The organism is Streptomyces winkii, from assembly GCF_032248595.1.
In the GTDB taxonomy this organism is placed as follows: Bacteria; Actinomycetota; Actinomycetes; order Streptomycetales; family Streptomycetaceae; genus Streptomyces; species Streptomyces winkii.
The window spans coordinates 24,380-49,272 of record NZ_JASTTH010000007.1; the positions used below are offsets into that span (position 1 = coordinate 24,380).

General features: G+C 71.5%; 18 protein-coding genes and 1 riboswitch. Of the genes, 8 read left to right on the forward strand and 10 right to left on the reverse strand.

Annotated elements, in window-relative coordinates; all coding sequences use genetic code 11:
* Positions 1–175: 175 nt before the first annotated feature.
* A complete protein-coding gene (locus QQM67_RS21560) occupies positions 176–1,168 on the reverse strand; it encodes a M23 family metallopeptidase (protein ID WP_314176169.1) in 993 nt (330 codons plus the stop codon).
* Positions 1,169–1,482: 314 nt separating this feature from the next.
* A riboswitch (cyclic di-AMP (ydaO/yuaA leader) is annotated at positions 1,483–1,646 on the reverse strand.
* Between the two features lie 317 nt (positions 1,647–1,963).
* Positions 1,964–3,196 (reverse strand): PP2C family protein-serine/threonine phosphatase, encoded by a 1,233-nt coding sequence (locus tag QQM67_RS21565; RefSeq protein ID WP_314175669.1) that lies wholly within the window; start codon positions 3,194–3,196, stop codon positions 1,964–1,966.
* Positions 3,197–3,350: 154 nt separating this feature from the next.
* On the opposite strand from QQM67_RS21565, the gene QQM67_RS21570 reads away from it, so the two are divergent.
* Complete coding sequence (locus QQM67_RS21570; RefSeq protein WP_314175670.1) at positions 3,351–4,277, forward strand: Rieske (2Fe-2S) protein; 927 nt, start codon at positions 3,351–3,353, stop codon at positions 4,275–4,277.
* A 227-nt stretch (positions 4,278–4,504) separates the two neighbouring features.
* Positions 4,505–5,731: a PP2C family protein-serine/threonine phosphatase gene (locus tag QQM67_RS21575; protein ID WP_314175671.1), complete on the forward strand. Its 1,227-nt coding sequence runs from the start codon at positions 4,505–4,507 to the stop codon at positions 5,729–5,731.
* Positions 5,732–5,822: 91 nt separating this feature from the next.
* Here QQM67_RS21575 and QQM67_RS21580 read toward each other — a convergent pair whose 3' ends face one another.
* From QQM67_RS21580 to QQM67_RS21610, 7 genes are all read right to left on the reverse strand, one after another.
* Positions 5,823–6,734 carry a D-alanyl-D-alanine carboxypeptidase family protein gene (locus tag QQM67_RS21580; protein WP_314175672.1) on the reverse strand — a complete coding sequence of 304 codons (912 nt, stop codon included), beginning with the start codon at positions 6,732–6,734 and terminating at the stop codon, positions 5,823–5,825.
* A gap of 173 nt (positions 6,735–6,907) precedes the next feature.
* Positions 6,908–8,392 (reverse strand): APC family permease, encoded by a 1,485-nt coding sequence (locus QQM67_RS21585; RefSeq protein WP_314175673.1) that lies wholly within the window; start codon positions 8,390–8,392, stop codon positions 6,908–6,910.
* Positions 8,389–9,981, reverse strand: a complete 1,593-nt coding sequence (locus QQM67_RS21590) for a GMC family oxidoreductase (RefSeq protein WP_314175674.1) — start codon at positions 9,979–9,981, stop codon at positions 8,389–8,391. The genes QQM67_RS21585 and QQM67_RS21590 overlap by 4 nt, the downstream gene beginning before the upstream one ends.
* A gap of 96 nt (positions 9,982–10,077) precedes the next feature.
* Complete coding sequence (locus QQM67_RS21595; RefSeq protein ID WP_314175675.1) at positions 10,078–11,544, reverse strand: aldehyde dehydrogenase family protein; 1,467 nt, start codon at positions 11,542–11,544, stop codon at positions 10,078–10,080.
* A 366-nt stretch (positions 11,545–11,910) separates the two neighbouring features.
* Entirely contained in the window at positions 11,911–12,669 is a 759-nt protein-coding gene (locus tag QQM67_RS21600; protein ID WP_314175676.1) for a MerR family transcriptional regulator, read from the reverse strand.
* An 853-nt stretch (positions 12,670–13,522) separates the two neighbouring features.
* Entirely contained in the window at positions 13,523–14,734 is a 1,212-nt protein-coding gene (locus QQM67_RS21605; protein WP_314175677.1) for a 4-hydroxybenzoate 3-monooxygenase, read from the reverse strand.
* On the reverse strand, positions 14,731–16,002 hold the full coding sequence (locus QQM67_RS21610) for an MFS transporter (RefSeq protein WP_314175678.1): 1,272 nt from the start codon (positions 16,000–16,002) through the stop codon (positions 14,731–14,733). Before QQM67_RS21610 ends, QQM67_RS21605 begins: the two co-directional genes overlap by 4 nt.
* A gap of 84 nt (positions 16,003–16,086) precedes the next feature.
* On the opposite strand from QQM67_RS21610, the gene QQM67_RS21615 reads away from it, so the two are divergent.
* A complete protein-coding gene (locus tag QQM67_RS21615; protein ID WP_314175679.1) occupies positions 16,087–16,896 on the forward strand; it encodes an IclR family transcriptional regulator in 810 nt (269 codons plus the stop codon).
* A 93-nt stretch (positions 16,897–16,989) separates the two neighbouring features.
* Here the strand turns inward: QQM67_RS21615 and QQM67_RS21620 are convergent, their stop codons facing one another.
* The gene (locus QQM67_RS21620) at positions 16,990–17,691 is read right to left on the reverse strand and encodes a FadR/GntR family transcriptional regulator (protein ID WP_314175680.1); all 702 of its coding nucleotides are present in this window, start codon (positions 17,689–17,691) and stop codon (positions 16,990–16,992) included.
* A 106-nt stretch (positions 17,692–17,797) separates the two neighbouring features.
* On the opposite strand from QQM67_RS21620, the gene QQM67_RS21625 reads away from it, so the two are divergent.
* From QQM67_RS21625 to QQM67_RS21645, 5 genes are all read left to right on the forward strand, one after another.
* Complete coding sequence (locus QQM67_RS21625) at positions 17,798–18,586, forward strand: enoyl-CoA hydratase/isomerase family protein (RefSeq protein WP_314175681.1); 789 nt, start codon at positions 17,798–17,800, stop codon at positions 18,584–18,586.
* The gene (locus QQM67_RS21630) at positions 18,583–20,148 is read left to right on the forward strand and encodes a CoA-transferase (RefSeq protein ID WP_314175682.1); all 1,566 of its coding nucleotides are present in this window, start codon (positions 18,583–18,585) and stop codon (positions 20,146–20,148) included. The genes QQM67_RS21625 and QQM67_RS21630 overlap by 4 nt, the downstream gene beginning before the upstream one ends.
* Positions 20,149–20,192: 44 nt before the next feature.
* Complete coding sequence (locus QQM67_RS21635) at positions 20,193–21,545, forward strand: MFS transporter (RefSeq protein ID WP_314175683.1); 1,353 nt, start codon at positions 20,193–20,195, stop codon at positions 21,543–21,545.
* Between the two features lie 171 nt (positions 21,546–21,716).
* Positions 21,717–22,850, forward strand: a complete 1,134-nt coding sequence (locus QQM67_RS21640; RefSeq protein ID WP_314175684.1) for a glycoside hydrolase family 88 protein — start codon at positions 21,717–21,719, stop codon at positions 22,848–22,850.
* Between the two features lie 498 nt (positions 22,851–23,348).
* The gene (locus QQM67_RS21645) at positions 23,349–24,440 is read left to right on the forward strand and encodes a DUF4349 domain-containing protein (RefSeq protein ID WP_314175685.1); all 1,092 of its coding nucleotides are present in this window, start codon (positions 23,349–23,351) and stop codon (positions 24,438–24,440) included.
* Positions 24,441–24,893: the final 453 nt, after the last annotated feature.

Below are 24,893 nucleotides of genomic sequence, written 5' to 3' on the forward strand. Positions count from 1 at the left end.
GAAGCCGCCGCGTGTACGAGTCCTCGTACGGGTGCGTGTGACGGCGGCACCATGCGTCGTGCGCCGTGCCTCCGCAGCGGTGTCGGAGAGGTGACGGTAGCGGTGACCGTGTGCGTGCGCCAGGGGCCGGGCCGGGTCCGGTGCCGGACGCCGCGGCCCGTCCGCGGCCAGGGCGTCAGGGCGTGAGGCCCTTGCCCCGCAGCCACGCCAGGGGGTCGATGGCGGCGCCTCCGCCCGGGTGGACCTCCAGGTGCAGATGGGCACCCGTGACGTTCCCGGTGGAGCCGACGCGGCCGATGAGCTCGCCCGTACGGACTTTCTGGCCCGCGGAGACGTTCATCGACGACTGGTGGCAGAACCAGAGTTCGGTGCCGTCGTCCAGCTTCAGGATCGTGCGGTAGCCGAACGAGCCGGCCCAGCCCGCCTCCTTGATGGTCCCGGAGTGGATGGCCCTGATGGGCGTCCCGGAGGAGGCGGCGAAGTCCTGGCCGGTGTGGCCGTTGGACCACAGGCTGCCGGACTCGCCGAAGGTGGAGGTGAGTTGGTAGCCCGAGACGGGGAGCTTGAAGCTCTTGGCGAGCTTGGCCAGGCGTGCGTCCTCCGCCTTCTGGCGCTGCTCGGCGAGTGCCTTCTTCTGTGCCTTGTCGGCCTTCGCCTGCGCCGCGTCCGCGGCCTTCGCGATGGCGGCGTCCTTCGCGGAGTTCTCCGCCTGCGACTGCTGCTGCTGAGCCTGATCGAGGATGCGGGAGCGGAGCGCCTCGCCGGCGTCCGTACGCCCCGCCTTGGTGTCGCTCTCGGTGAGAGCGGCCTGGGTGAGGGGCTGACCTGCGACGGTGTCCTCGGAGCCGCCGGAGAGAAGCTTGACGCCCGGCAGGTCCTTGGCCTTGCCCGCCGCATTCGCGACGTCCTGCATCGAGATGGACGTCGACGGCTTCTCCTGCGCGGTGGCCATGCCGCCCGCGCCCACCGCCGCGATCATGCCGACACCGAGTACGGCGCCGCTGCGGGCCATGCTGCCGCCACGCTGCTTGGCCAGCTTGTGCCGCCCGCGCACGGGGCGCACGTCGTCCTCGGTCGGGTTCCACTCCTCGAAGGGGGCGGGGCCGCCGGGAGCGGTGCCGAAGGCGTCCGGAACGGGCGGCACTTCACCCGCACCGAACTCGTACATGCCGAACTCGGGCGCGAACTCCTGCGTGGCGTATGCCCCGTCGGAGCCGTAGCCGTAGCCGTCGGAGCCGTAGCCGTACGTGCCGTGCGAACCGCCGTCCGTCTCGTACGCGTCGTACGTCTCGGTCAGCTGCGAGGCGTACGTGTCGTACTCGCCGGACTGCTGGTACGCCGGTCCGAAGCGGTCGAACCGATGGTGTGCGCCGTCGTCGCCGTAGGAGCCGTAGTCGCCGTATCTGCCGGACTCTTCGTCTTCGAGGTACGGGTCGTACGTGCCCTCGGGGGCATGCCTGTTGGACGCCACGGGGGCGTTCTCCTTTCCTTCCCTTTCGCCTACCGGGTTAGCTGACGGGTTCGGAGCAGGAAGGTCTCCTACGAACTGCCCGCCCGTGGGCGGAACTTGCCGATTCACCCCATCCCCGCCGCGTCGAGCGGCAGGGGGTGGTTCCCCGGTTCCTTTGGTGCAGCGGTATCGAGTTGTGGCTCGGGGTGGTGCACGTTCAGGATTCGGCGACGGCGCACGGAGCCGTCTCTCGTGACGGCAGTGACGACCGCGCTGCGTTATGGAACGTTAATAGAGCCGTGGCCGTGATTCCAAGCGGTTCCGGCGAGATTTGTAGCCACGTGAGCTGCATCTTCCCGGACAGGTGGGGTCAATTGGGGCGTGCCGTCACTCTGCACCGCGCGTGGGATCGCTGTGCGTGACCGGTGAACCGTACGTGAAGGAGCGTCAGTTGGGCGCGGGTGTGACCGGGCCGGCGGAGCGGCGGCTCGGCGTCCGCTGCCCGAAAGGCCGTCACTCCGCTCCGTCGCCGCGCTGCACCGCCACCAGCGCCAGGTCGTCCGTGGCCTCGCCGCCGACGTACGCGGCGACGTCCGCGAGCACGGCGTCGAGCAGCGCGTCGGGGTCGCGGAAGACGCGGCCGGCGAGCCTCGTGCCGGGCTCGAAGAAGGCGCCCGCCTTGTTCCGCGCCTCGGACAGCCCGTCCGTGTAGAAGAAGATCTGCATGCCGTGCGGGAACGTGATCTCGTCGACGTGGTCGGGCCATTGGCCCAGTTCGGACATGCCGAGCGGCAGCGCGGGCTCCGCCGGTTCGAGGAATTCGTTGCGTCCGCCGGCGAGGAGCAGCGGCGGCGGATGCCCGCGGTTGAGGAGCCGCAGAGAGCTGGAGTTCCCCGCGGGGATCTCCGCGATCACCGCGGTGGTGAAGTCCTCGTAGGCGTCCGCTCCGGTCCGGCGCTGCCGCTCCCTCAGCAGCGCGTGGTCGAGGCGCCGGGCGACCGCTTCGAGGGTGGCCTCCTGGTCGGCGGCCTCCCGGAAGGTTCCGACGGCGACCGCCACAGCCCGTACGGCCTCCATTCCCTTACCCCGTACGTCCCCGACGATCAGGCGCACTCCCCGCGGCGTCTCGTGCACGGCGTACAGATCGCCGCCGATGCGGGCGTCGCTCTGCGCCGCTTCGTAGCGTGCCGCGATCCGCAGGTCGCCGATCCGGGAGGGCGGTGCGGGCAGCACCGCGAGCTGAGTGCTCTCGGCGATGGTCCGTACGGAGGCGAGGGCCGCACCCGTGCGGCGCAGCAGGAGGTTGATGCCGACGGCGAGGAGCCCGACGGCGGCGACGGTGACCACCGTGGTGAGGTCGTCCTGTTCGCGGGGAGTGGTCACCAACAGCAGGACCAGGGCGAGCGCGGCCGCGGAGACGCAGCCCGTCAGAGCGGTCACGAGGGTCGAGGCGAAGGGTGCCGCCACAAGTGGGGCGACCGTGAAGAACGGAGAGCCCGGCAGCCCCTGATCGGTGGTCACACTCAGCAGGACTCCGACCGTGATCAGCACGGCGGGCACGGGCAGCGCGAAGAGGCGTGCCGCCCCGGGCGCGCTGATGATCCGGCGCAGCGGTGTGCTCCGGCCCGCCGCCCGCGGTGTCCGCGGCCATTCCCCGCCCGGCCGCGTCCGCGGAGTCCGCCGTTCCCTGCCCGGCGTCTTCCGCGGCTTCCGCCGGACCGACCTGTCACCGCGGGGCTCCTCCACTGTTCCACGGTGAGGGGCGGCATCGGACCGGGCAACTCAAGCGGCCGCGGCGGACCGGCACCGACGGCGTCAGTACGGGCAGTACGAGCCGTACGCGCCGCACCGGCCGCCGTGCGGCGCCGTTTGCCCGGCGTTCTGACGGGAACCGGGCGGTATGTCCTATTCACAGAAGCTGCTTGCCTGCGCCGGCGCCCTCCGCGCCGTACTGCCCCACCCCGAGCGGCAGGGACGGGTGCTCGCCGCCATCGAGAAGACCGAGCACGACCACCGCCTCGATCCGCCGCTTCAGGGAATCCAGCGGGCCGTCCACGCGCTTCCCCTCAGCGACGAGGACCGCGACGTCCTGCACGGGCACTGGCTCGGCCACCCCGTGCATCCGCTGCTCGTCCAGATCCCGATCGGCACATGGCTCTCCGCGGCCGTGCTGGATCTGATCCCGGGCAAGCGGCGGCACTACGCGCCCGCGCTGCTGATCACCACCGGGCTCGGCGCCGCGGTGCCCGCCGCCTTCACCGGATGGATCGACTGGGCGGAGCTGCGGAAGCCGCAGATGCGCGTCGGTCTCATCCACGCGCTCGCCAACTCGACCGCCATCGCGCTGTACGCGTCGTCGCTGGGCGCCCGGCTGCGCGGCCGTTCCCTGCGCGGGCGCGCGCTCGGGTACGCGGGGCTCGCGGCGGTCGGCGTCGGCGGCGCCCTCGGCGGGCACCTCGCGTACCGGCAGGCCGCGGCCGTCAACCACGCCGAGGACATCTCCGTACGTACGGAGCCGGGCTGGCACGAGCTGGGAGCACCGGCGGACTTCCCCGTCGGCAAGGCGGTCCGGCGGACCGTGGGGGAGATGCCGGTGGTCGTCGTGCGGGAGGGCGGCGGCGCCGTACACGTACTGGCGGACCGGTGCAGCCACATGGCCGGGCCGCTGTCACAGGGGGAGATCGTCGACGGGTGTGTGCGCTGCCCCTGGCACGGCAGCGTCTTCCGGCTCTCGGACGGGTGGAACGTGGGCGGTCCGGCGACCTCGCCGCAGCCCGTCTTCGAGACGCGGCACGTGGACGGGAAGGTGGAGGCCCGCCTGGCGTGAGTCCGCACGGGACGCCGAGCCGGATCGGCGCCCGTGCCCGAGACTGAGGAGAGGCCGGAGCAGCAGCGGCAGCCGGCGCGCCCCGTGGAAGGGAACGGACGGACGTGGACACGGGAGGCACGGGCAGCAAGAAGATCCCGGGGGCCGTGCGAAGCCTGGGAGGCCTCCCGGACCACATGTTCCACGGCGGGCGGGCACCGAGGCGGATCCGGGACAGCCTGTGGAGCATGCGCCGCCCGGAGCGCGCGCTCATCACCGGCCTGGACAGGACCCCGCGCACGGAATGGCTGCCCCGTTGGGTCAAAGCGCTGCCGCCGGCACTCGTCGTGCTGGCCCTCGTGCTGGAGCTGGCCACCCCGACGCGCTATTCGTTCGCCTCGTTCCTGACCGCCGCCGTCGTGCTCGCGGCTCTGCTGACGCGGCCCCTCGCGACGCTCGCCGTGGGCGTGCTCTCCATCGGCCTGCTCACGGGTCTGCATCTGGCCCTGGAGGACGTCTATCCCGACAACGTCACGGGCCCGATCGTCACGCTCGTACTGGTCACGGGCTTCTCCATGCTGCTGGCCATGATCCTGGAACGTACGACGCTCCAGCTCGTCCAGGTCAACGCCGTCGCCGAGGCGACGCAGCGCGCGCTGCTGCGGCCGCTGCCGGAACGCGTGGGCCCGGTGCGTCTCGCGGGCCTCTACCGTGCGGCCGACGAGGCCGCTCTCGTGGGCGGCGATCTCTACAGCGTGCGGCCCACGCCGTACGGCGTCCGGGCCGTGATCGGCGACGTGCGCGGCAAGGGCATCGGCGCGACCGAGGGAGTCGCGACGATCACCTCGGCCTTCCGCGAGGCGGCCATGACGTGCCCGACGCTGTCGGAGGTGGCCTCCCGCATCGAGGCGGCGATGGCCATGGACCGCGAGGACATGGAGGCCGGGGGCTCACAGGCGGCGCCCGCAGCCGGGACACCGAGCGGCTGGTCGCAGGAGCTGTTCGCGACGGCCGTGCTGCTGGAGTTCCCGCGGGAGGGCGGGCTCGTACGGGTGCTGAACCGCGGGCATCCCCCGCTCTTCCGGATGGGCGGGTCGCAGGGCGTCGGCGCGCTGAGGCCGGAGCCGGCGCTGCCGCTCGGCTTCGGCGACCTCGCGCCCGTGCTTCCGGAGGGGGAGAAGTGCTTCGAGCTGGCGGACGGCGAGACGCTGGTCGCCTACTCCGACGGCGTCACCGAGGCGCGCAGCGGCGACGGCGCCTTCTATCCGCTCGGGCGGCGGCTCGCGGAGCGCTACGGCGACGCGAGCGGCGCACGCGGTGGCCGCGACGACGGGAGTGACCGGGGCATCGAACCGTCGGAGGTCGTCTCCTTCATCCACCGGGACGTCACGCGGTGGGCGCGGACGATCAACGACGACCTCGTGATCGTCGTCCTCCAGTGCGAGACGCGCAGACAGGCGCCCGCGGTGCCCTGAGCCGCCGGGCTCGGCGCGAGAGACGTACGGGCGCGGGCGGGGCACCGCGTGTGCGGGCCCCACCCGCGCCCTGCGCGTCAGTCGCTGTACGTCAGTCGCGCTCCGCGCCCTTGGGCAGCGAACGCAGGTCCAGCTTCGGCGTCTTCTGCTGGAGCGACCAGTCCAGCATCTTCTTCGCGTCCGGGTAGCGCTTGCTGCTGTTGAGGATCACGCCGACGACCGAGCGGCCGTTGCGCTCCGCGGCGAAGACGAGGCACGGGCCGGCCTTGGTGCCCGTGCCGGTCTTGATGCCGATCACGCCCTTGTACGAGCCGAGCAGCTGGTTCGTGTTGTACCAGGTGTACGTGCGGCCGTTGGTCGCCTTCTGCTTCGTCGACGTGGACTTCGCGACGTTGCGGATGTTCGTGCTGCCGAGCACGTACTTGCCGAGCTTGGCCATGTCGCGCGCCGTGGAGTGGTTGCGCCCCTTCTTCGAGATGCCGTCGAAGGAGTCGAACTCGGTGTTCTTCATGCCGAGTTGGCGGGCCTTGGCGTTCATCTTGCCGATGAACGAGTTGGCCCGCGACGTCGTCGAGCCGCCCTTTCCGACGGCGTCGGCCAGCGCGTACGCGGCGTCGCAGCCCGAGGGGAGCAGCATCCCGTACAGCAGCTGCCGCAGGCTCAGCTTGTCGCCCGTGCGCAGGTCGGCGGTGCTTCCGCCCCACTTGGAGACGTAGTCGCGGTATGCCTTCTTCACCGTGATCCGGCGGTCGAGGTCGACGCCGGAGCTGACGACGACCGCGGCCGTCATGACCTTCGTGGTGCTCGCCATCTGGCGCTTGGTGTCGGAGCTCTTGCCCCACATCTCCTCACCGGAGGAGGCGTCCAGCAGGAAGGCGCCCTTGGCCTTGACGCCGGAGGGACCGGCGGCGTGAGCCGGTACGACGAAGGGTCCCGCGGCCAGTACTGCTCCGGCCGCCACCACCGCGGCACCGATACGGCGGGCCCTCTTGGATACACGCATCAACTCGAAGCTCCATCGTCCATGGCGGGATCGACGCCGGCCCCTGTACGCAGGAGCGGCCACCCCGTGAAAAGTCCGTTGCCCCAAGGACATTGCCACGCGGCGTTTGGTTGCACCGAATCGGTCCCGTACTTCAGTTCGCAACTGACGCCCTGTTCGCGGCGCGTGCCGCCTCACGCCTCGGAGCGCTGCGGGATCGCGTCTCCCGCCGGGGAGTCGCTGCGTCCGTAGTGGTGCGTGGTGAACATGTAGAGCAGTCCCGCTCCCATGACGACGCCGCCCGACAGCAGCACGATCCAGTTCTCGTACCAGGGCTGGCCGGGATTGCGCGCCCAGGAGATGTTGATGATCGCGAAGATGCCGTACGCCAGGGCCGCGGCGTTGATCAGCAGCCCCCAGCGGCCGAGTCGGAACTCCCCCGTGGACCGCCAGCCCTTCAGCCGGGCGCGGAGCGCGGCGAGGACGACCATCTGGAACGAGCCGTAGATGCCGAGGACGGCGAACGAGACGATCTTGGTGAGGGCATCCTCGGAGATCAGTGACCAAAAGGCGATGACGATGGGGATGACCGCGGCCACCAGCAGCGCGTTGTGCGGCACGGCACGCGCGTACGAGAACGAGCGCAGCAGCCTGTGCCCCACGACCATCTTGTCCCGCGCGTACGAGTAGATGAGGCGCCCCGCGGCGGCCTGGAGGCTCACCGTGCAGGACAGGAACGAGATGAGCACGACGCCCATGACCAGGCGGGCGCCCACCTCGCCCAGCGCGTCGAAAAGCACCCGCACGACAGGGTCGGTGTCCTTGCCGTCGATCACCGCCCGGTAGTCGGAGACGGCCAGCAGCAGCGTGAGACATGTGAAGGTGGCGGCGGCGCCGCCGACATAGACGGTTCGGCGCATCGCCTTCGGGATGACGGCGCCCGGGCGTGCGACCTCCTCGGCGAGGTCGCCGCACGCCTCGAAGCCGTAGTACTGGTAGAAGCCGATGATGGCCGCCGCCAGGAAGACCGGCGCATAGGAACCGCCGCCCCCCGCACCGAAGTTGTCGACGACGACACCGATGCCGTGGAAGCGGTGCGTGGACAGCAGATAGACGCCGACGACGACGGCGCCGACCAGCTCCGCGGTGAAGCCGATGACGGCGGCCTTCGAAAGGGCCCTGGTGCCCGCGTAGTTGATGAGCGCGGCGACGACGATGAGCGCCACGGTGCACAGCACCGTTGTGTGCACGGACGGTTCGAAGCCGAAGAGGATCGCCACGAACGGTCCGGCGCCGTATGCCACGGCGGTGATCGTGACCAGCAGCGCCCACATGTAGATCCACCCGGTCATCCACGCCCAGCGGATGCCCCACAGGCGGCGCGCCCACGGGTAGACGCCGCCGGCGATGGGGAACTGCGCGACGACCTCGCCGAAGACGAGCGCCACGAGGAACTGCCCCGCGCCCGCGAGCAGGAACGCCCAGATCATCGGGGGGCCGCCGGTGGCCAGCGCCGTCGCGAAGAGGGTGTACGTGCTGACCACGGGGGAGAGGTAGGTGAACCCGAGCGCGAAGTTCGCCCACGGCCCCATCTCCCTGCGGAACTCCGAGCCGTGCTCGGCCGCTCCGCCTCCTCCCCCGGCTCCACCTGCCGCGGCGGCGCTCCCGGCGTCCGTCATCGCTGCTCCTCTCCCGGCACGTCGCTGCCGGGCGCGGGTGCCTGTGCCCGTACCGCCCGTCCGGCGACCAGATCCGCGGCCCGCTCGGCGACGAGCAGCACGGTGACCATCGGGTTCACGGTCGGCATGCTCGGGAACACGGACGCGTCGACGACCCGTACGCCCTCCACGCCGCGCAGCCGCAGCTGCGGATCGACCACGGCGCCGGCGTCGTCGGCGTGGCCCATGCGGCAGGTGCCCGCCGGGTGGTAGACGGTGTGCGCCGCGCGCCGCCCGTACTCGGACAGCTCCGCGTCGGTCGTCACCTCCGGGCCGGGGGCGGTCTCCCGGAGCAGCCAGTCGCGCAGCGGTCCGGTGGAGGCCACCCGGCGGGCGATGCGCAGGCCGTCGACGAGAGTGCGCTCGTCGTAGCCCTCGGGATCGGTGAAGTAGCGGAAATCCAGGGCGGGTTTCTCCGCCGGGTCGGCGCTGCGCAGCCAAAGACGCCCGCGGGAACGGGACTTGGGCACGTTGGGGGTCATGCAGACGCCATACGGGGGTGAAGGCAGGGCCAGGCGTTCGGTGTTGGCGGTGAACGGCACCTGGTAGAAGTGGAACATCAGGTCCGGGCCGGGCTCGCGGCTGTCGCGCCGCACGAACAGCCCCGCGTCGGAGTCCATCGCCGAGTTCGGAGGCAGCGGGCCCGCGGTCTCCCAGACGATCACCGACTCCGGGTGGTCCAGCAGGTTCTCCCCCACTCCTGGCAGATCGGCGAGCACGTCGATGCCGAGTCCGCGCAGGGCGCCGGCGGGGCCGATCCCGGAGAGCAGCAGCAGCCGCGGCGTGTCGATCGCCCCCGCGCACAGCAGCAGTTCACGCTCCGCGCGCAGGGTGCCGTCGGAGCCGTCGGCGTACCGCACGCGGACTCGGGTGAGGCGTCCGTCCCCGTCCCGCAGCAGCCTGTACGCCCAACTCTCCAGCTTCAGCGTCAGGTTGGGCCGGTGCATGACGGGGTGGAGATACGCGACGGACGCCGACGACCGGTATCCGGTGGCCGGGTCGTAGGCGAGCGAGAAGAAGCCGGCGCCCTCGGTGAAGGGCCGCGCGTTGAAGTCGTCGACGACGGGGACGTCGAGGGCGTCGACCGCGGCGCAGACGAAGTCGTGCGCGACGGGGTTGCGGTCCTTGTCGGCGACGGGACGGATGGTGTTGCGCAGCCGGTGCCGGTACGGCAGCACGGTCCCGGCGTCCCATCCGTCGGCGCCGCGACGAACCCACTCCTCCATGTCGTGCGGGAACGGCAGGAAGCTGATGAGGGTGTTGTGGGACGAGCAGCCGCCGAGCACGCGGGCCCGCGAGTGCAGGATGTGCGAGTTGCCGCGGGGCTGTTCGACGATCGGGTAGCGGTAGTCGTAGTCCGTGTCGAGGAGATTGATCCAGTTCCGCAGCCTGAGCACGCTCTCGTCGCCGACGTCGCTGGGCCCGCCCTCGACCACGCACACCCGGCACTCCGGGTCCTCGCTCAGCCGCGCGGCCAGCACGCAGCCGGCGGTGCCGCCGCCCACGACGACGTAGTCGTAGACGTCCTCGTCCCTGCCGGATTCGCTCATGTCCACCCTGTCCGCCGTCTCTCCCGGCCGATCGCACCGGCCCGGCTTCGGGTCCCGGGCCGGACTCGCGTACCGGAGTCCGGGCGGGGCGTCACGTCAGCCCTTGAACCAACCGCTCGGAGCGGGCGAGAGGTTGTGGTAGATGTGCTTGGCCTCCTGGTACTCCCGCAGGCCCGTCGGGCCGAGTTCGCGGCCGATGCCGGATCTGCCGAAGCCGCCCCACTCGGCCTGCGGCACGTACGGATGGAAGTCGTTGATCCAGACCGTGCCGTGGCGCAGGCGGTTCGCCACGCGCTGGGCGCGGCCCGCGTCGTTGGTCCACACGCCGCCGGCCAGCCCGTAACGGGTGTCGTTGGCCAACTCCAGCGCCTCGTCCTCCGTGTAGAAGCGCTCGACGGTCACGACGGGCCCGAAGACCTCTTCCTGCACGATGCGCATCGTCGACTTGCAGTCCGCGTACACGGTGGGCAACAGGAAGAATCCGCGGGCCAGTTCGGGGTCGTCGGGCCGCCGTCCGCCGGTGACGAGCCGCGCGCCGTCCATGCGCGCGACCTCCAGATAGCTCTCGACCCTCGCGCGGTGCTCGGCGGAGCTGAGGGGGCCGGACTCGGTGAGCGGTTCGAGGCCGTCGCCGAGGCGGATCGCCTCGGCTCTGGAGGCGAGTTCGGTCACGAAGCGGTCGTGGACGCCGTACTGGACGATGAGGCGCGAGCCGGCCGAGCAGACCTGGCCGGAGTGGAGGAAGGCCGCGTCCAGCGCGTAGTCGAGCGCGGCGTCGAAGTCGGCGTCGTCGAAGACGATGTTGGGGTTCTTGCCGCCGAGTTCCAGCGCGATGTTCTTCACACCGGACGCGGCGCTCTCCATGATCTTCCGCCCGGTGGCGAGGCCGCCCGTGAAGGAGACCATGTCGACCTCGGGGTGCGAGGTCATCGCGGCGCCGACCGTGGCGCCCACGCCGAGAACGAGGTTGGCGACGCCCGGCGGTGTGCCCGCCTCCTCCAGCAGCCCCATGAGGGCGATCGTCGTCAGCGGCGTCGTCTCGCTCGGCTTGAGCACGAAGGTGTTGCCCGCCGCGAGCGCCGGTGCGACCTTCCACGAGGCCTGGAGCAGCGGGTAGTTCCACGGTGCGATCAGGGCGCACACGCCGACCGGCTGGTGCACGACCCTGCTCAGCACGTCCGGACCGACGTCGACGACGCGGCCGGCCTCCTTCCCCACGATCTCGGAGAAGTAGCGGAAGGCGCCCGCGATGTCCTGGATGTCGAGGCGCGACTCGGCGAGCGTCTTGCCGGTGTCGAGGGTCTCCATGCGGGCCAGTTGCTCCTGGTCGCGCAGGAGCAGTTCGTGCACGCGGTACAGCACGTCGCCGCGGCGGCGGGCGGGGGCCCATGCCCAGTCGGCGCGTTCGAAGGCCCGCTTGGCGGCCCGTACGGCGAGATCGACGTCCGTCTCGTCCGCCTCGTCGACGGTGGTGATGACCGAGGCGTCGAACGGATTGACCACTTCGCGCTGTCCACCGGCGACACCCGCTGTCCACTCACCGTCGATATACAGCTCGGCCATCGCGCAGCCCCTCACTCGCCCGTGGTGTTCGCCGCCCCCGTTCTCGGCATGACCGCTCCAACATCGTTCGGGGCGGGGCCGCTTGCTACGGGGCGCACCGAGCGTGGGGACTTGGGGAGGGGATGTTGACCCACGTGGTCTAAGACCGCGTGGCGGCCCCGGCTGTGCCGACTTCGTCCGAGCGCCGGAGGCCGGCTTCTCCCTCGCGTGAGCGAAGCGGTGCCTCCCGGCTCATCGGGAGGCACCGCTTTTGCGTTCTTTCGCGGTATCCGCGTGAGGGCGGAGGGGAGTTGACCCCGGGCAGCGACCCGGGCCCGAACGGGCCCCGCGTGGGCCGGAGTCGAGGCTCTCGCCCCCGCGCAGGGATCACGCGTGGCGTGCGGCGTTGGCCTGGATCGCCTCACGCAGATACTCGGCCATGCCCGGCTTGATCGCCTCGTAGTACGCGGTGAAGCGCTCGTCGGCCACGTACATCTCGCCGAGGCAGGTGTGGATCTCGTACGGACAGTCGTAGAAGTTGCGGCAGATCTGCTGCCGGTGCTCCTCCGCCAGGTCCATCGCGGCCTCGGACCCGGGGCCGTCGTCGCTCTCCATCTGCTCGCTGAAGCGACGCGTCCACTCCTCGCCCTCCTCCTTGATCCGCAGCCAGTCCTCCTTGGTGTACGAGGCGGTTCTGCGCTGCGACTCGTGGTAGGCCTCGGTGTGGCCCCAGCGCTGCTGGGTCTCCTCGGCGTACTGGTCGGGGTCGTGGTCCCCGAAGACCTCGAACTTCTCCTCGGGTGTGAGATCGATGCCCATCTTCCGTGCCTCCATGGCGTGTTCGACGGCGGCGGCCATCTTCTGGAGCTTCTCGATCCGGGAGCACAGCAGCTCGTGCTGCTGCCGCAGATGTTCCCGCGGGTCCACGTCCGGGTCGTCGAGAAGGACCGCCACCTCTTCGAGCGGAAAGCCGAGCTCCCGGTAGAACAGGATCTGCTGAAGCCGGTCCAGGTCGGCGTCGCCGTAGACGCGATGGCCGGCGAGGCTGCGCTCGCCGGGCACCAGCAGGCCGATCTCGTCGTAGTGGTGCAGGGTGCGCACGGTGACACCGGCGAATCCGGCGACCTGTCCCACGGAGTAGCTCATCTCCGCTCCTTTCTCGTACGCACTTCACGGTGGGCCCTCACGTGACGTGAGGTGCAAGCGGAATTGTTCCGGGGCCTCCGGGCGGCAGAGGCGGGCGCACGGAACAAGCACATGGGGGGCGGACACGCGCTACGGCACGGGCCGGGGCCCATCGCCAGGCCGACGTCGGCGGGGCGCCCGGCCGTCGCGGGGATCTCGTGCGCGGCCCCGTGCGCGGCCCCGTGCGCGGGGGCGCGGTCCGGCAGCTCCTCCAGCCATGCGAACTGGGCGCGGGCGCGCCGGGCACGGCGGAGACGACCATGAAGAGTCGGGTGAAGGGGGCGCCCCAACGGCGCCCCCTTCACCCGAAGTTGACTGTGCGAACTGAGACAGCGACTGGGCTGCGACTCTGCTTCCTAGCCGAGGATTCCACGGAGCAGACCCAGCACGGTCTCGAGAAGTTGGTTCACCAACACGGCCATCACCTCGATTCCAGTAGGCGGACCCCCTGGACGAACGGGGTCGGCGACTCGGAAGAGGTACCCGTCCGGGATTCGGGATCTCCGGGTCCGTCGATCTTCAATCGAACGATCGATTTCGCGTGGTTGCGGGAGAAGCGCGCCGTCGTGGGCCGTACGGGGCCCGCGGCAGGCAGTGAAACGTTGAAGGGCCGGTCATTCGGTGGACGTGCCGACTGGCGTTCTCCGGCGGGTGCGGGGAGGGTCCGCGTCCGCGGTCGGCTGGTCTCGTCTTCAACCGCTTTCGCCTCCACCGTTCTCGTCGTCAACCGCTCTCGTCGTCCACCGCTCTCGTCTTCGGCGCTTCTCCTTCAACTGCCCGACGGCGTACGGGCGTCCGCCGTCCCGCTCAACTCTCAGTAGCCGATGGGGAGTCCGGCGTAGTTCTCCGCCAGGGCGGCCGCGGCGCTCGGGGAGCGCACCACCCACTCCAGTTGCGAGCGCTGCAACTGCGCCTCGAAGGGGTCACCGCCGACGTGCAGCATGCTCGTCATCCACCAGGAGAAGTGCGTGCCGCGCCACACCCGGCGCAGCGCCCTCTCCGAGTACTCGTCCGCGGCGCGCGGATCACGTTCGCGCAGCAGGGCCACCAGAGCACGCGTGAGCAGTGCCACGTCGGCCACGGCGAGGTTCAGCCCCTTGGCACCGGTCGGCGGAACGATGTGCGCCGCGTCCCCGGCGAGGAAGAGCCGTCCGTACCGCATCGGTGTCGAGACGAAGCTGCGCATCGGCAGGATCGACTTGTCCGTGATCGGGCCCCGTTGAAGCCGCCAGCCGTCCTGCCCGTGGCCGAGCCGCCGGGCCAGCGCGTCCCAGATCCGGTCGTCGGACCACTCGGCGATGTCGTCGCCCGGATCGACTTGCAGATAGAGCCTGCTGACCGAGGGCGAGCGCATCGAGTGCATCGCGAACCCCTCGGGGTGCCACGCGTAGATGAGTTCGTCGGTGGAGGGAGCCACGTCGGCCAGCACGCCGAGCCACGCGTACGGGTAGTCCCGGCCGTACGAGCGGCGCGCGCCGGCGGGGATGCTCGGGCGGGACGGCCCGTGGAAGCCGTCGCACCCGGCGACCACGTCGCAGTGGACGCGGTGCGGCCGGCCCTCCTCGTCGTCGAAGGTCACCGAGGGGCTCTCGCCGTCGAGGTCGTGCAGTACGACGTCGCCGACCCCGTAGTACGCCCGCTGCCCCGCGCCGGAGCGCGCCCGCATCAGATCGCGGGTGATCTCGGTCTGCCCGTACACCCACACCGACCGGTTCACCAGCGCGCGGAAGTCGATGTGGTGGCGCTCGTGCGGGAACTGGAGGTAGATCCCCCGGTGTTCCATGCCTTCGCGCTTGAGGCGGTCGCCCACGCCGGCCTCGCTGAGCAGCTCGACGGTCGAGCTCTCCAGCATGCCGGCGCGGATGCGGCCGAGTACGTACGCGGGGCTGCGGCTCTCCAGCAGGACGGACTCGACTCCTTCGCGGTCCAGCAGATGGGAGAGCAGCAGTCCGGCGGGGCCGGCGCCCACGATCACCACGCGGGTTCGCGCCGTCCGCGTCGTCCGTGCCGTCCCTGCCGTCGTCACGAGCCGCCCTCGCGCATGTGCGCCGGTACGGCCAGCAGGGACACGACGGCGAGGACCGCGGCGACGGCGAAGGCGTAGAAGCCCCAGGGGTAGGCGATGCCGGCGCTCACCAGCAGGCCGCCGAGGAACGGGCCGACGATCGCGCCGAGCCGCCCCACTCCGGCGGCCAGTCCCAGTGCCGTGCCCCGTACTTCGGCCGCGAACAGGTGGCCGACGAACGCGTACACCAGCACCTGCGCGCTGAACACGAACACCCCGGCGAGGAAGACCGCGGCGTAGACGACGGCCGTCGACTCCATCTTGACCGAGAGCAGCGCCAGGAAGACCGCCGAGAGGCCGAACCACAGCAGCACGGTCCGCTTGTTGCCGCGCGCGTCCGAGACCCGCCCGGCCAGCAGCAGACCCGCGACGGCGCCGAGGTTGAGCGCGAGCAGCAGCCCGAGCGAGGCGCCGACCGAGTAGCCCGCACCGCCCATGATCTGCGGAAGCCAGGTGTTGAGCCCGTACACGAGGAGCAGGCCCATGAACGAGGCGATCCAGATGCCGAGGCTCACGCGGAGCAGCCGGCCGCGCAGCAGGGCCGAGGGGCGCACCGGCTGCCCGGCCGGGGAGGCGATCTTGTGGCGGGCGTCCAGGAAGGCCTGCGACTCCGGCAGCTTGGCCCACATCACGGGCAGCGTCAGCAGCCCGGCGACACCGCCCACGACGAACATCGCCTCCCAGCCGAACCCGGGGACGAGGACGATCGCCAGCAGGGCGGTGAGCACGGCGCCCACGTGGTAGCCGGTCATCATCCGCGTGACGGCGGAGCCGCGGCGCCCGGGACGCGCGTACTCGGTCATGTACGCGAGCGCGGTCGGCAGGCACGCGCCCAGGCCCAGGCCGCCGAGGAAGCGCAGCGCCACGAACGTGGCGACACCGGGGGCCCACGCGATCGCGAGGGTCAGTACGGAGAAGACCGCGATGCAGGTCATCAGGGTGGCGCGGCGGCCGAACCGGTCGGTGAGCGGGCCGACCGCCACGGCGCCGATGCCGACTCCGACCAGCCCGACCGTCGCGGCGGTCGTGAGCGAGCCGGGGTCGAACCCCAGTGCCTGGGTCTTGCTGAGGGTGGGGATGACGGCTCCGAGCACGACCAGATCGAACCCGTCGAGTGCGACCGCGAGCCAGCAGAGCAGGACCGGCCAGAAGCCGTGCTCGGCGGTGCGCGGCTTCGTGCCGCCGGAGGCGGAGCCGGACGCGGAGGACCTCGGGGACGTTGACGACATGGTGTTTCTCCTTGTCGGGGTGACCGACATCGTGGGGCGTGGCACACTCCCGGCACAGAGCCGTCTTTCACTGAGCGGAAGCCCATGTCCGGAAACACCGGCCAGCCCGGTCGCAGCGTGGCCTCACGGATGCTGGCGATCCTCGACGCCTTCGACTTCGAGCACCCGCGGCTGACGCTGTCCGAGCTCGCGCGGCGGGCGGACCTGAGCCTGGCGACCACCCACCGGCTCGTCGGCGAACTGACGTGCTGGCGCGGCCTGGAGCGCGGAGACGACGGCAAGTACCGAGTGGGGCTCCGCCTGTTGGAGCTGGGACTGCTGAGCGGACTGCACACGCGGCTGCGCGACGTCGCCATGCCGTTCATGCAGGAGCTGTACGAGGCCACCCGGGAGAACGTCCATCTCGCCGTGCGCGACGGGGAGATGGCCTTGTACGTGGAGAAGCTCACGGGCCACCGGTCGGTGCCGATCATCTCCCGTACCGGCGGCCGGCTGCCCCTGCACACGACCGGCGTCGGGAAGGCACTGCTCGCATCGGCGCCGCAAGCCGACATCGACGAGCATCTCGCCCGGCCGCTGAGCCGCCCGACGAGGTACTCGATCCGCGAGCCGGGGCGGCTGCGGCAGGACCTCCAGCGCACGCGGCAGAGGGGATTCGCCACCACGCGCGAGGAGATGACGCTGGGCAGCTGCTCGGTCGCGAGCCCGGTACTGGTGGACGACGAGCCGGTCGCGGCCGTCGGGTTGGTGGTCCGGTCGAGCAGGCTGGAGCTCGACCGGCTGGCGCCGCCCGTGCTGGAGGCGGCACGCGGCATCGGCGCGCGGCTCGCCGAGGTCGGCGACGACCCCTACCCCGGCTACGTGCACGACGTCGCCCTGCGTGCGCTGCGCTGAGAGCGACCGGCCCGGCCCCGCTGCTGAACTCGCCTGATCCTGCCGCCACTTGGGCACGCCCGGCGGCAGGCCGCCGCCGGCACGCGCCTTCGCTCAGGTGCGGAGCCCCTGCTCGCCGAGCCCGGTGATGTGCTGACGCATCAGGCGTTCGGCCTCCTGGATCTGGTCGCGCTTGAGCGCGTCGAGGATCGCGAGATGCTCCTGGTGCAGATGGCTCCGGTCGGCGATCGCGCCGCCCATCGTGATCCAGGCGTGCAGCCACAGCTCGTGGACGGCCTGCTGGAACTCGACGAGTACGGGATTGTCCGTCGCCCGGGCCAGACCCGCCTCGAAGCTCGGGTCGAGGCTCCCCTGCCGGGAGGACTCCGCGAGATCCGTGCCGGCGCGTTCCAACGCGGCCTCCGCATGCGTGAGATCCATCGGATCCTGCCGCGCGAGCAGGCGTACGACCTCGCACTCGATGCCCGCGCGGAGCTCGGAGAGGTGGCGGATGTGGGTCTCGTCGACCTGCTTGGGCGGCGTGACGGAGAGCAGGGTGTGCGGCACCGGTTCGGCGACGAACGTGCCGCTGTTGCGGCGGATGTCGACCTTGCCCATGCCTTCGAGGGTCCGCAGGACCTCACGGATGGTGACTCTGCTGACGCCGAGCTGCTCGGCGAGCTCCCGCTCCGAGCCGAGCCGGTCACCGGGCTGCATCCGCTCGACGAGGGCCGAGAGCTGGTCCAGCGCCAACCGGAAGATCTCGATCTTCCGGATCGGCTGTAGCCGGAAGGGCAGGCTGCCGTCCTCACTCACAGCAGCTGTTCTATCACAGGCACCTGACACCTGTTGTATGTGGAATGTGGACTGTGACCAGACCAATCTATTGACAGTGGACTGTGGCCAGACCAATATCTGCGCCATGTCTCAAGCCCTGGAAGCGCACAGCACCGGCCTCGACTGCCGCAGGGACGGCTCCGTCGCCGTGCTCCGGCTCTGCCGGCCCGCTGCTCGCAACGCACTGAACAGCGCTCTCGTCGACGGACTCGACCGGCGGCTGGCGGCTCTCGACGACGACGAATCCGTGCGCGCCGTGGTGCTGACCGGTGACGGCCCCGGATTCTGCGCCGGCTCGGACGTGAAGGAACTGGCCGGGATGACGGTGCCGGAGATGGCCCGCCACGAGGCGCGTACCGCTCAAGTCGCGCGCTCCGTCCAGCAGCTCGGCACCCCCGTGATCGCTGCGGTCGAGGGCTTCGCACTCGGCGGCGGCTTCCTGCTGGCCCTCGGCTGCGACCTGGTGGTCACCGCCGCGGACGCGCGGTGGCACCTCCCCGAGGTCCGGCTGGGCTGGGTGCCCCCGTGGGGCCTCCAGGCGCTGACCGCGCGCTGCGGCCCCGTACTGGCGAAACGCTTCGCCTGGGGTGAGGCGGAATCGACCGGCGCCGATCTCCACCGCCTCGGCGTGGTCGAGGAGTTGAGCGGACCGGGCGGCGCCGAGGACAGCGCCCGCGAGATCGCGTCCCGGCTGGCCGCGCTGCCCGCGGCGGCGGTCCGGGCGACGAAGCGCGCGCTCGCCGACGCCGCCCTCGCCGGCGCGGAGAGCCTCGACGCCCGTACGAACTGGCTGTTCGCCGGAAACTGCGAGACCCCCGAAGCCCGCCGCAACCTCGATCGATTCACACGGAAGACCGCCGAGGAGAGCCGATGAGCAAGATCTGTGACGCGGCCACGGCCGTGTCCGCCATACGCGACGGGCAGACCGTGGGCAGCACCGGCGTGATCGGCTGGCTGACGCCGGACGCGGTACTGGCCGCGCTGGGGCGCCGGTTCGAGGCGACGGCCTCGCCCCGCGAACTCACCTTCTTCTTCCCCGTCGGGACAGGCGACGCCGTCGGCATCCCGGGCATGGATCACGTCGCGAAGAAGGGCCTGATGCGCCGGATCGTCTCCGGCTCCTACATCAACCCCCGGCATCCGCGGACCGGGCTGCGCCCCGCCCTCATGGAGCTGATCCAGAACGATCTCGTCGAGGCGTACAGCTGGCCGATCGGTGCGTCCATGCACTGGCTGCGCGAGGTCGCGCGGCGCAGCCCGGGATATCTGACGGAGATCGGGCTCGGCACCTACATCGACCCGCGCCACGGAGGCGGGAAGTTCACGGAGCAGGCGACCCAGGACCTGGTCGAACTCGTCGAATTCCGCGGCCGTGAGCAGCTCTTCTACCCGGCCTGGCCGCTCGATGTGGGCATCGTCCGGGCCAGCAGCGCCGACGAGGCGGGCAACCTCTCCTTCGAGGAGCAGCCCCTCACCTCCAGCGCGCTGGCGCTCGCGCTCGCCGTGAAGGCCGGCGGCGGAACGGTCATCGCCCAGGTCGCCAAGGTCGTGCCCCGCGGCTCCCGGCCCGCCCAGGACGTACGCATCCCGGGTGCGCTCGTCGACCACGTCGTGGTCGCGCCCGGCGAGATGACGGGCACGGACGTACGAGAGGACCCCGGCTATCTGCGCCCCGTGCCCGATGTGGCGGAGAGCCTGCCGCGGCTGCCGTCCGGACCCGACAAGGTCATCGCGAGGCGGGTGGCGCAGGAGATCCGTCCCGGCGAACCGTCGATCTTCGGATTCGGGGCCTCGTCCGACGCCGTCCTCGCGATGGCCGAGGACGGCCGCCTCGACGACGGCGCGCTCGACGACTACGTCTTCACCACCGAACACGGGCCGTTCGGCGGCGCGGTCATGAGCGGCTGGCAGTTCTCCGCGAACTACTCCCCGGAAGCCCTGCTGGACGGGGCGTACCAGTTCGACTTCATCGACGGCGGCGGCTGCCCCTTCGCCGCCCTTGCGTTCGCCCAGCTCGACGCCTCCGGCAACGTCAACGTCAGCCGGTTCGGCAACGCCAACCCAGGCGCGGGCGGCTTCATCGACATCGCGCACAACGCGCGGCGGCTGGTCTTCGCCGGGACCCTCACCACCGGCGGGCTCGACGTCGACATGAGCGGCGGCGTGCTGCATATTCGCCGGGAAGGCAAGGTCTCCAAGCTCGTCGGCCAGGTCGACCACATCACCTACCGCGTCGCGGACGGCGTCCGCGACCGCGGCCAGCAGGCCCTCGTCGTCACCGAGAGGGCCGTCTTCGATCTCACACCCGCGGGTCTGCGCCTCATCGAGGCGGCACCCGGCATCGACATCCGGCGGGACGTCCTGGACCTCATCGGGTTCGACGTCTCGGTCTCGGACCAACTCTCGACCTGGGACGCGTCACTGCTGCGCCCCTGATCCCCATCAGGACTCCCCTCCACCGGAGAAAGCCGGAGAAACCCATGAGCAGCAACACCGAGCCACAGCAGGAGACGGCGCCCCGGCAACCCGCACCCCGGGAGTCCGGCACCGAGCGCATCCGTCCCGTCATCACCGCGAGCGTCGTCGGCACGATCATCGAGTGGTACGACTTCTTCATCTACGGGACGGCCGCCGCCCTCGTCTTCGGCAAGCTGTTCTTCCCGGCGTCCAGTTCCCTGGCCGGAACGATGGCCGCCTTCGCGACGTACGCCGTCGGATTCGCCGTCCGTCCCATCGGCGGCGCCGTGTTCGGGCACTTCGGCGACAAGCTCGGCCGCAAGGCGATCCTGATCACCACGCTCGCCGTCATGGGCGTCACCACCACGCTCATCGGGCTGCTCCCCACCTACGCCCAGATCGGGATCTGGGCACCGGCCCTGCTGGTGCTGCTCCGCATGGCGCAGGGCTTCGGCGCCGGCGCGGAGTTCGCGGGCGCCGCGATCATGGCCGTCGAGTACTCGCCGGTCGAGCGGCGCGGATACTTCGGCAGCTGGCCGCAGATCGGGGTCGCGATCGGGCTCGCCGCGTCCAGCGGGGTCTTCGCCCTGGTCGGCCTGCTGCCAGAGGAGCAGTTCATGTCCTGGGGCTGGCGCATCCCGTTCGTCGCCAGTGCCCTGGTGCTGCTCGTCGGCACCTGGATACGGATGCGCATCAGAGAGACCCCGGTCTTCCAGGAGGTCCAGAAGGAGAAGCGGGTCGCCCGCTCTCCGCTGGCCGAGGTCCTGCGCGGCCAGCCCAAGAGCTTCTTCGCCGTCCTCGGCATGCGGTTCGCCGACAACGCCGTCCTCTACATCCCGGTCGCCTTCACCCTGACGTATCTCGCCGAGCGAGGCGTCGAGAGCAGCGTGGGCCTCACCGCGGTGCTGCTCGCCTCCGGAGTGCAGGTCGCCACGATCCCGCTCTTCGGGGCGTGGTCGGACAGGGTCGGACGGCGACTGGTGTACGGCGGAGGGGCGGCCGTCTCGGCGCTGCTGCTCGTGCCGTACTTCCTGCTCCTGGACACCGGCGACACGTGGCTGATCTGGCTCGCCGTCATGCTGCTCGGCGGCCTCGCGTACTCGGCCATGGCCGGAAGCCAGCCGGCGTTCTTCAGCGAGCTGTTCCACCCGCGCGTCCGCTACACCGGGGTCGCCGGAGCACGCGAACTCGGCGCCACCGTCGGCGGGTTCACACCGCTGGCCGCGACGGCGCTGCTCGCCGCGTACTCGACCGGCCTCGCCGTGGCCGCGCTGGTCATCGTCATGTGCCTGATCAGCGTGGCCGCCGTGGTGTGGGCACCGGAGACGCGGGGGCGCCGCTTCGACGTCGAGGCCGTCGGCGAACGGAATCCGTGACGCCGGCCGTCTGTCCCGCGACGTCCGCCGCCCCCTGGCAGGACGACCCCTGGCACAGCAACCCGCTGGCACGACGACCCCTGGCACAGCAACCCGCTGGCACCACACCCCCGCAGCAGCGACCCCCAGCAGCGAGCTCAGCAGCAGCGCCCCGGCGGAAGGAACCCGACCTTGACCAGCCATCCGACCCTCGACCTCGGCAGCGCGAGCAAGGCCGTACTGGCCCGCGGGCAGCGCACCGCCGCCCTCCCCGAACCCGGCTTCCCGCACTACGCAGACATGGACACCGGCGAATGGACCCGCTCACCGAACGGGGACTGGACCGGCGGCTTCTTCGTCGGCCAGCTCTGGCTGGCGGCGGCCACCGGAAGCGGCGACGCCGCGACGGCACGCGCGTGGACGGAGCGCGTCCGCCCGCGTGCCGCCTCCGACACGATCTTCCGCGGCTTCCTCTTCTGGTACGGCGCCGCCCTCGGCTCCGTACTGACCGGCGACCAGTACGCCGAGGAGACGGCCCTCGAAGGCGCGTACGCCCTGGCGGAGAGCTTCAATCCGGCCGCCGGACTGCTGCCGCTCGGCTCCACGGCGGAGGAGGCCCACAGCGTCGGCGCGGACGAGACGAACATCGACGGCGTACCCGGCGGCGCGCCGCTGCTGTACTGGGCGGCGGACGTCACCGGCGACGAAACGCTGCGCCGCAAGGCCCGCTCCCATGTCGCCCGGCACATCGAACTCCTCGTTCGGGACGACGACTCGGTCGTCCAGTCGGCGACGTTCGACACCGGCGACGGCGCACTCATCAAGACCTACACGCACAAGGGCGTACGGGACGACAGCACTTGGGCGCGGGCACAGGCGTGGGCCATGCTCGGCATCGCCCAAGCGGCCCGCCACGAGCCCGAGTTGTTCACGGCCGACGCCGTCAGGGTCTGCGACTGGTGGTGCGCGCATCTGCCGGAAAGCAGGGTCGCCCACTGGGACTTCGACGCACCGCAGCACGAGCCCGAGCCGCTGCCGGACACCTCGGCGACGGCCATCGCGGCCGCCGCCCTGCTGAAGATGCGCACAGTCGCGCCCGCTAAGGCAGACCAGTACGAACAGACCGCACGCGAGATGGTGACGGCCCTGGTCGAGCACCACCTCAGCCCGCCCTCGGAGAACGGCCCGCCCGCGGGCATCCTCGGCAACGCCTGCTACAACCACCGGATCGGGCTGGCCACCAGGAACGAACTCGTCTGGGGCACGTATTTCCTGCTGGAGGCCCTGCTCACCTTCACCGGCGAGCTGACGACCGACGCCCTCTGAACGAACGGGCGCCCACCGGAACTTGCTCCCTGCCGGTGGGCGCCCGCGGAAGCATCCCCCTGCCCTGGGCGGGAGTTGCGGGGCGACCGGCGCGACCGCTCACGGGCGCCCGGTGGGCGGAAGGCGAAGGCGGAAGGCGGAAGGCGGCCGCTCCGGGCCGCCCAACGGCGCGGTGTTCGGGGGAGGTTGGCCGGAGGAGCCGGGGCCGCCGTCACAAACCCCGCCGACACCCGGGCCCGCCCGGGGGCCGACCCCGTGGGCGCACAGGGGCCTTCCGGCCACCGTCGTACGCCTCACGGTTGCGACAACCGCGGGCGCCGCGCGCGACGCGCTGCGCGACCATCCGCTGACCTCGAAGGTTGTACGGGGCCGCCGACCGGGTCCGGATCGAGTCCCGACCGTGACGGCATCGCCGCCCGCGTCCGGCAACCCCCGCATCGTGCCTCCCGTCCAAACGGCGAAAACGCAAGCCCGCGCACCGCCTCAGGGGGACACTTCATGAACGATCCCGCACCGCCCACGACGCGTAACCGCCGTGCTCACGGCCGGAGTTCACGCCGGTCGCTCGCCCTTCTCACGGCGGGGATGCTCGCCGCGGCGCTGGCCGTGGCGGGCTGTGGCGAGTCCGGCGCGGACTCCACCAGCGCGGCGCGCGAGCCGCAGCAGGCGACCCAGGCCCCCGAGAACGGCAAGGCCGCCGACGGAGCGGCCGACCGCGCGGGCGCCCCCGAGGCCGACGGCCGCCAGGGCGAGCAGGGCGGCGCGGCCGAGCAGAAGCCGCCGAAGATCGCGGCGGAGCACATCGTCCGCAAGGCCCGGCTCACAGTCCGGGTGAAGGACGTGGCCTCCGCGCTCGACGACACCCGTACGACGGTCGAGAGCGCCGGAGGTTACGTCGGCGACGAGACCACCGACCGCGACGGCCGGAGCCACGAGCGATCGCGCCTGGTGCTCCGGGTGCCGCAGGAGAAGTACGCGGACGTGCTGAAGGAGCTCTCGGGAAGCGGAAAGCTCATCGAGCGCAAGGTGTCGGCCGACGACGTCACCGACAAGGTGGTGGACGTCGAGAGCCGCATCGCCTCGCAGAAGTCGAGCGTCAAGCGTGTGCGGGAGCTGATGGACAAGGCCACGGAACTTTCCGACATCGTCTCCCTGGAAGGCCAACTGAGCACCCGGCAGGCGGCGTTGGAGGCGCTTCAGGCGCAACAGGCGTCGCTGAAGGACCGTACGACCCTGGCCACCATCACGCTCGTGCTCTCCGAGACCGAGGTGGAGAAGGAGAAGGACGACGGCCCGGGGTTCGCGGACGCACTGGACGGCGGCTGGACGGCATTCGTCACGACGATGCGGTGGATCGCCGTCGCGATCGGAGCAGCGCTGCCGTTCCTGGCCGCGCTGGCGCTGCTCACGGTGGCGTGGCGGCTGATACGCGGCCACCTCCCGCAGCGCCTGCGCCGCTCCGCGCGGTCCGCGGCGCTTCCGACCGGCACTCCGGGCGGCGGCCGCCCGTGGGCTCCGGCGAAGGCACCGGCAGAGCCGCCGGCTCCGTCTCCGTCCGAGCCGCCCGCGAAGGGCCCGAAGAGCGACTGAGCCGCGTAGCGGGGCGCGGGCCGCGCAGCCGCGGCCCGCGAAGGCCAACGGCCGCGAGGCGCGGGGCCAAGGCTCGCAGAGCCCGGGCCCGGGGCCAGGGCTCGCGGAGCTCGCAGCCCTGGGCCAGGGGGCACGGAGCCGAACGCGCGAGGCCAACGGCCGCGCGCCCAAGGCCGCGGAGGCAAGGACCGCGAGGCCAACGACCGCAAGGCCAAAGGCCGGAGGTGCGGAGCCCCGCGCCCGGGGCCAGGGCTCGCGGAGCTCGCAGCCCTGGGCCAGGGGGCACGGAGCCGAACGCGCGAGGCCAAGCGCCGGAGACGCAGAGCGCGCGGCCGCGGGCCGCGAAGGCAAACGGCCGCGAGGCGCGGGGCCAAGGCTCGCATAGCCCGGGCCCGGGTTCGGGCCCGGGCTCGCGGCGCCCGGGGCCAGAGGCCGCGGAGGCAAGGTCGAGGG

What these genes read in the sequence shown, in the direction of transcription:
- QQM67_RS21560 (WP_314176169.1), bottom strand. Translation starts at nt 1,168, where the DNA reads ATGTACGAGTTCGGTGCGGGTGAAGTGCCGCCCGTTCCGGACGCCTTC.
- QQM67_RS21625 (WP_314175681.1), top strand. Translation starts at nt 17,798, where the DNA reads ATGTCTCAAGCCCTGGAAGCGCACAGCACCGGCCTCGACTGCCGCAGG.
- QQM67_RS21610 (WP_314175678.1), bottom strand. Translation starts at nt 16,002, where the DNA reads ATGTCGTCAACGTCCCCGAGGTCCTCCGCGTCCGGCTCCGCCTCCGGC.
- QQM67_RS21645 (WP_314175685.1), top strand. Translation starts at nt 23,349, where the DNA reads ATGAACGATCCCGCACCGCCCACGACGCGTAACCGCCGTGCTCACGGC.
- QQM67_RS21630 (WP_314175682.1), top strand. Translation starts at nt 18,583, where the DNA reads ATGAGCAAGATCTGTGACGCGGCCACGGCCGTGTCCGCCATACGCGAC.
- QQM67_RS21575 (WP_314175671.1), top strand. Translation starts at nt 4,505, where the DNA reads ATGCGCCGCCCGGAGCGCGCGCTCATCACCGGCCTGGACAGGACCCCG.
- QQM67_RS21595 (WP_314175675.1), bottom strand. Translation starts at nt 11,544, where the DNA reads ATGGCCGAGCTGTATATCGACGGTGAGTGGACAGCGGGTGTCGCCGGT.
- QQM67_RS21580 (WP_314175672.1), bottom strand. Translation starts at nt 6,734, where the DNA reads ATGCGTGTATCCAAGAGGGCCCGCCGTATCGGTGCCGCGGTGGTGGCG.
- QQM67_RS21590 (WP_314175674.1), bottom strand. Translation starts at nt 9,981, where the DNA reads ATGAGCGAATCCGGCAGGGACGAGGACGTCTACGACTACGTCGTCGTG.
- QQM67_RS21600 (WP_314175676.1), bottom strand. Translation starts at nt 12,669, where the DNA reads ATGAGCTACTCCGTGGGACAGGTCGCCGGATTCGCCGGTGTCACCGTG.
- QQM67_RS21585 (WP_314175673.1), bottom strand. Translation starts at nt 8,392, where the DNA reads ATGACGGACGCCGGGAGCGCCGCCGCGGCAGGTGGAGCCGGGGGAGGA.
- QQM67_RS21615 (WP_314175679.1), top strand. Translation starts at nt 16,087, where the DNA reads ATGTCCGGAAACACCGGCCAGCCCGGTCGCAGCGTGGCCTCACGGATG.
- QQM67_RS21570 (WP_314175670.1), top strand. Translation starts at nt 3,351, where the DNA reads ATGTCCTATTCACAGAAGCTGCTTGCCTGCGCCGGCGCCCTCCGCGCC.
- QQM67_RS21635 (WP_314175683.1), top strand. Translation starts at nt 20,193, where the DNA reads ATGAGCAGCAACACCGAGCCACAGCAGGAGACGGCGCCCCGGCAACCC.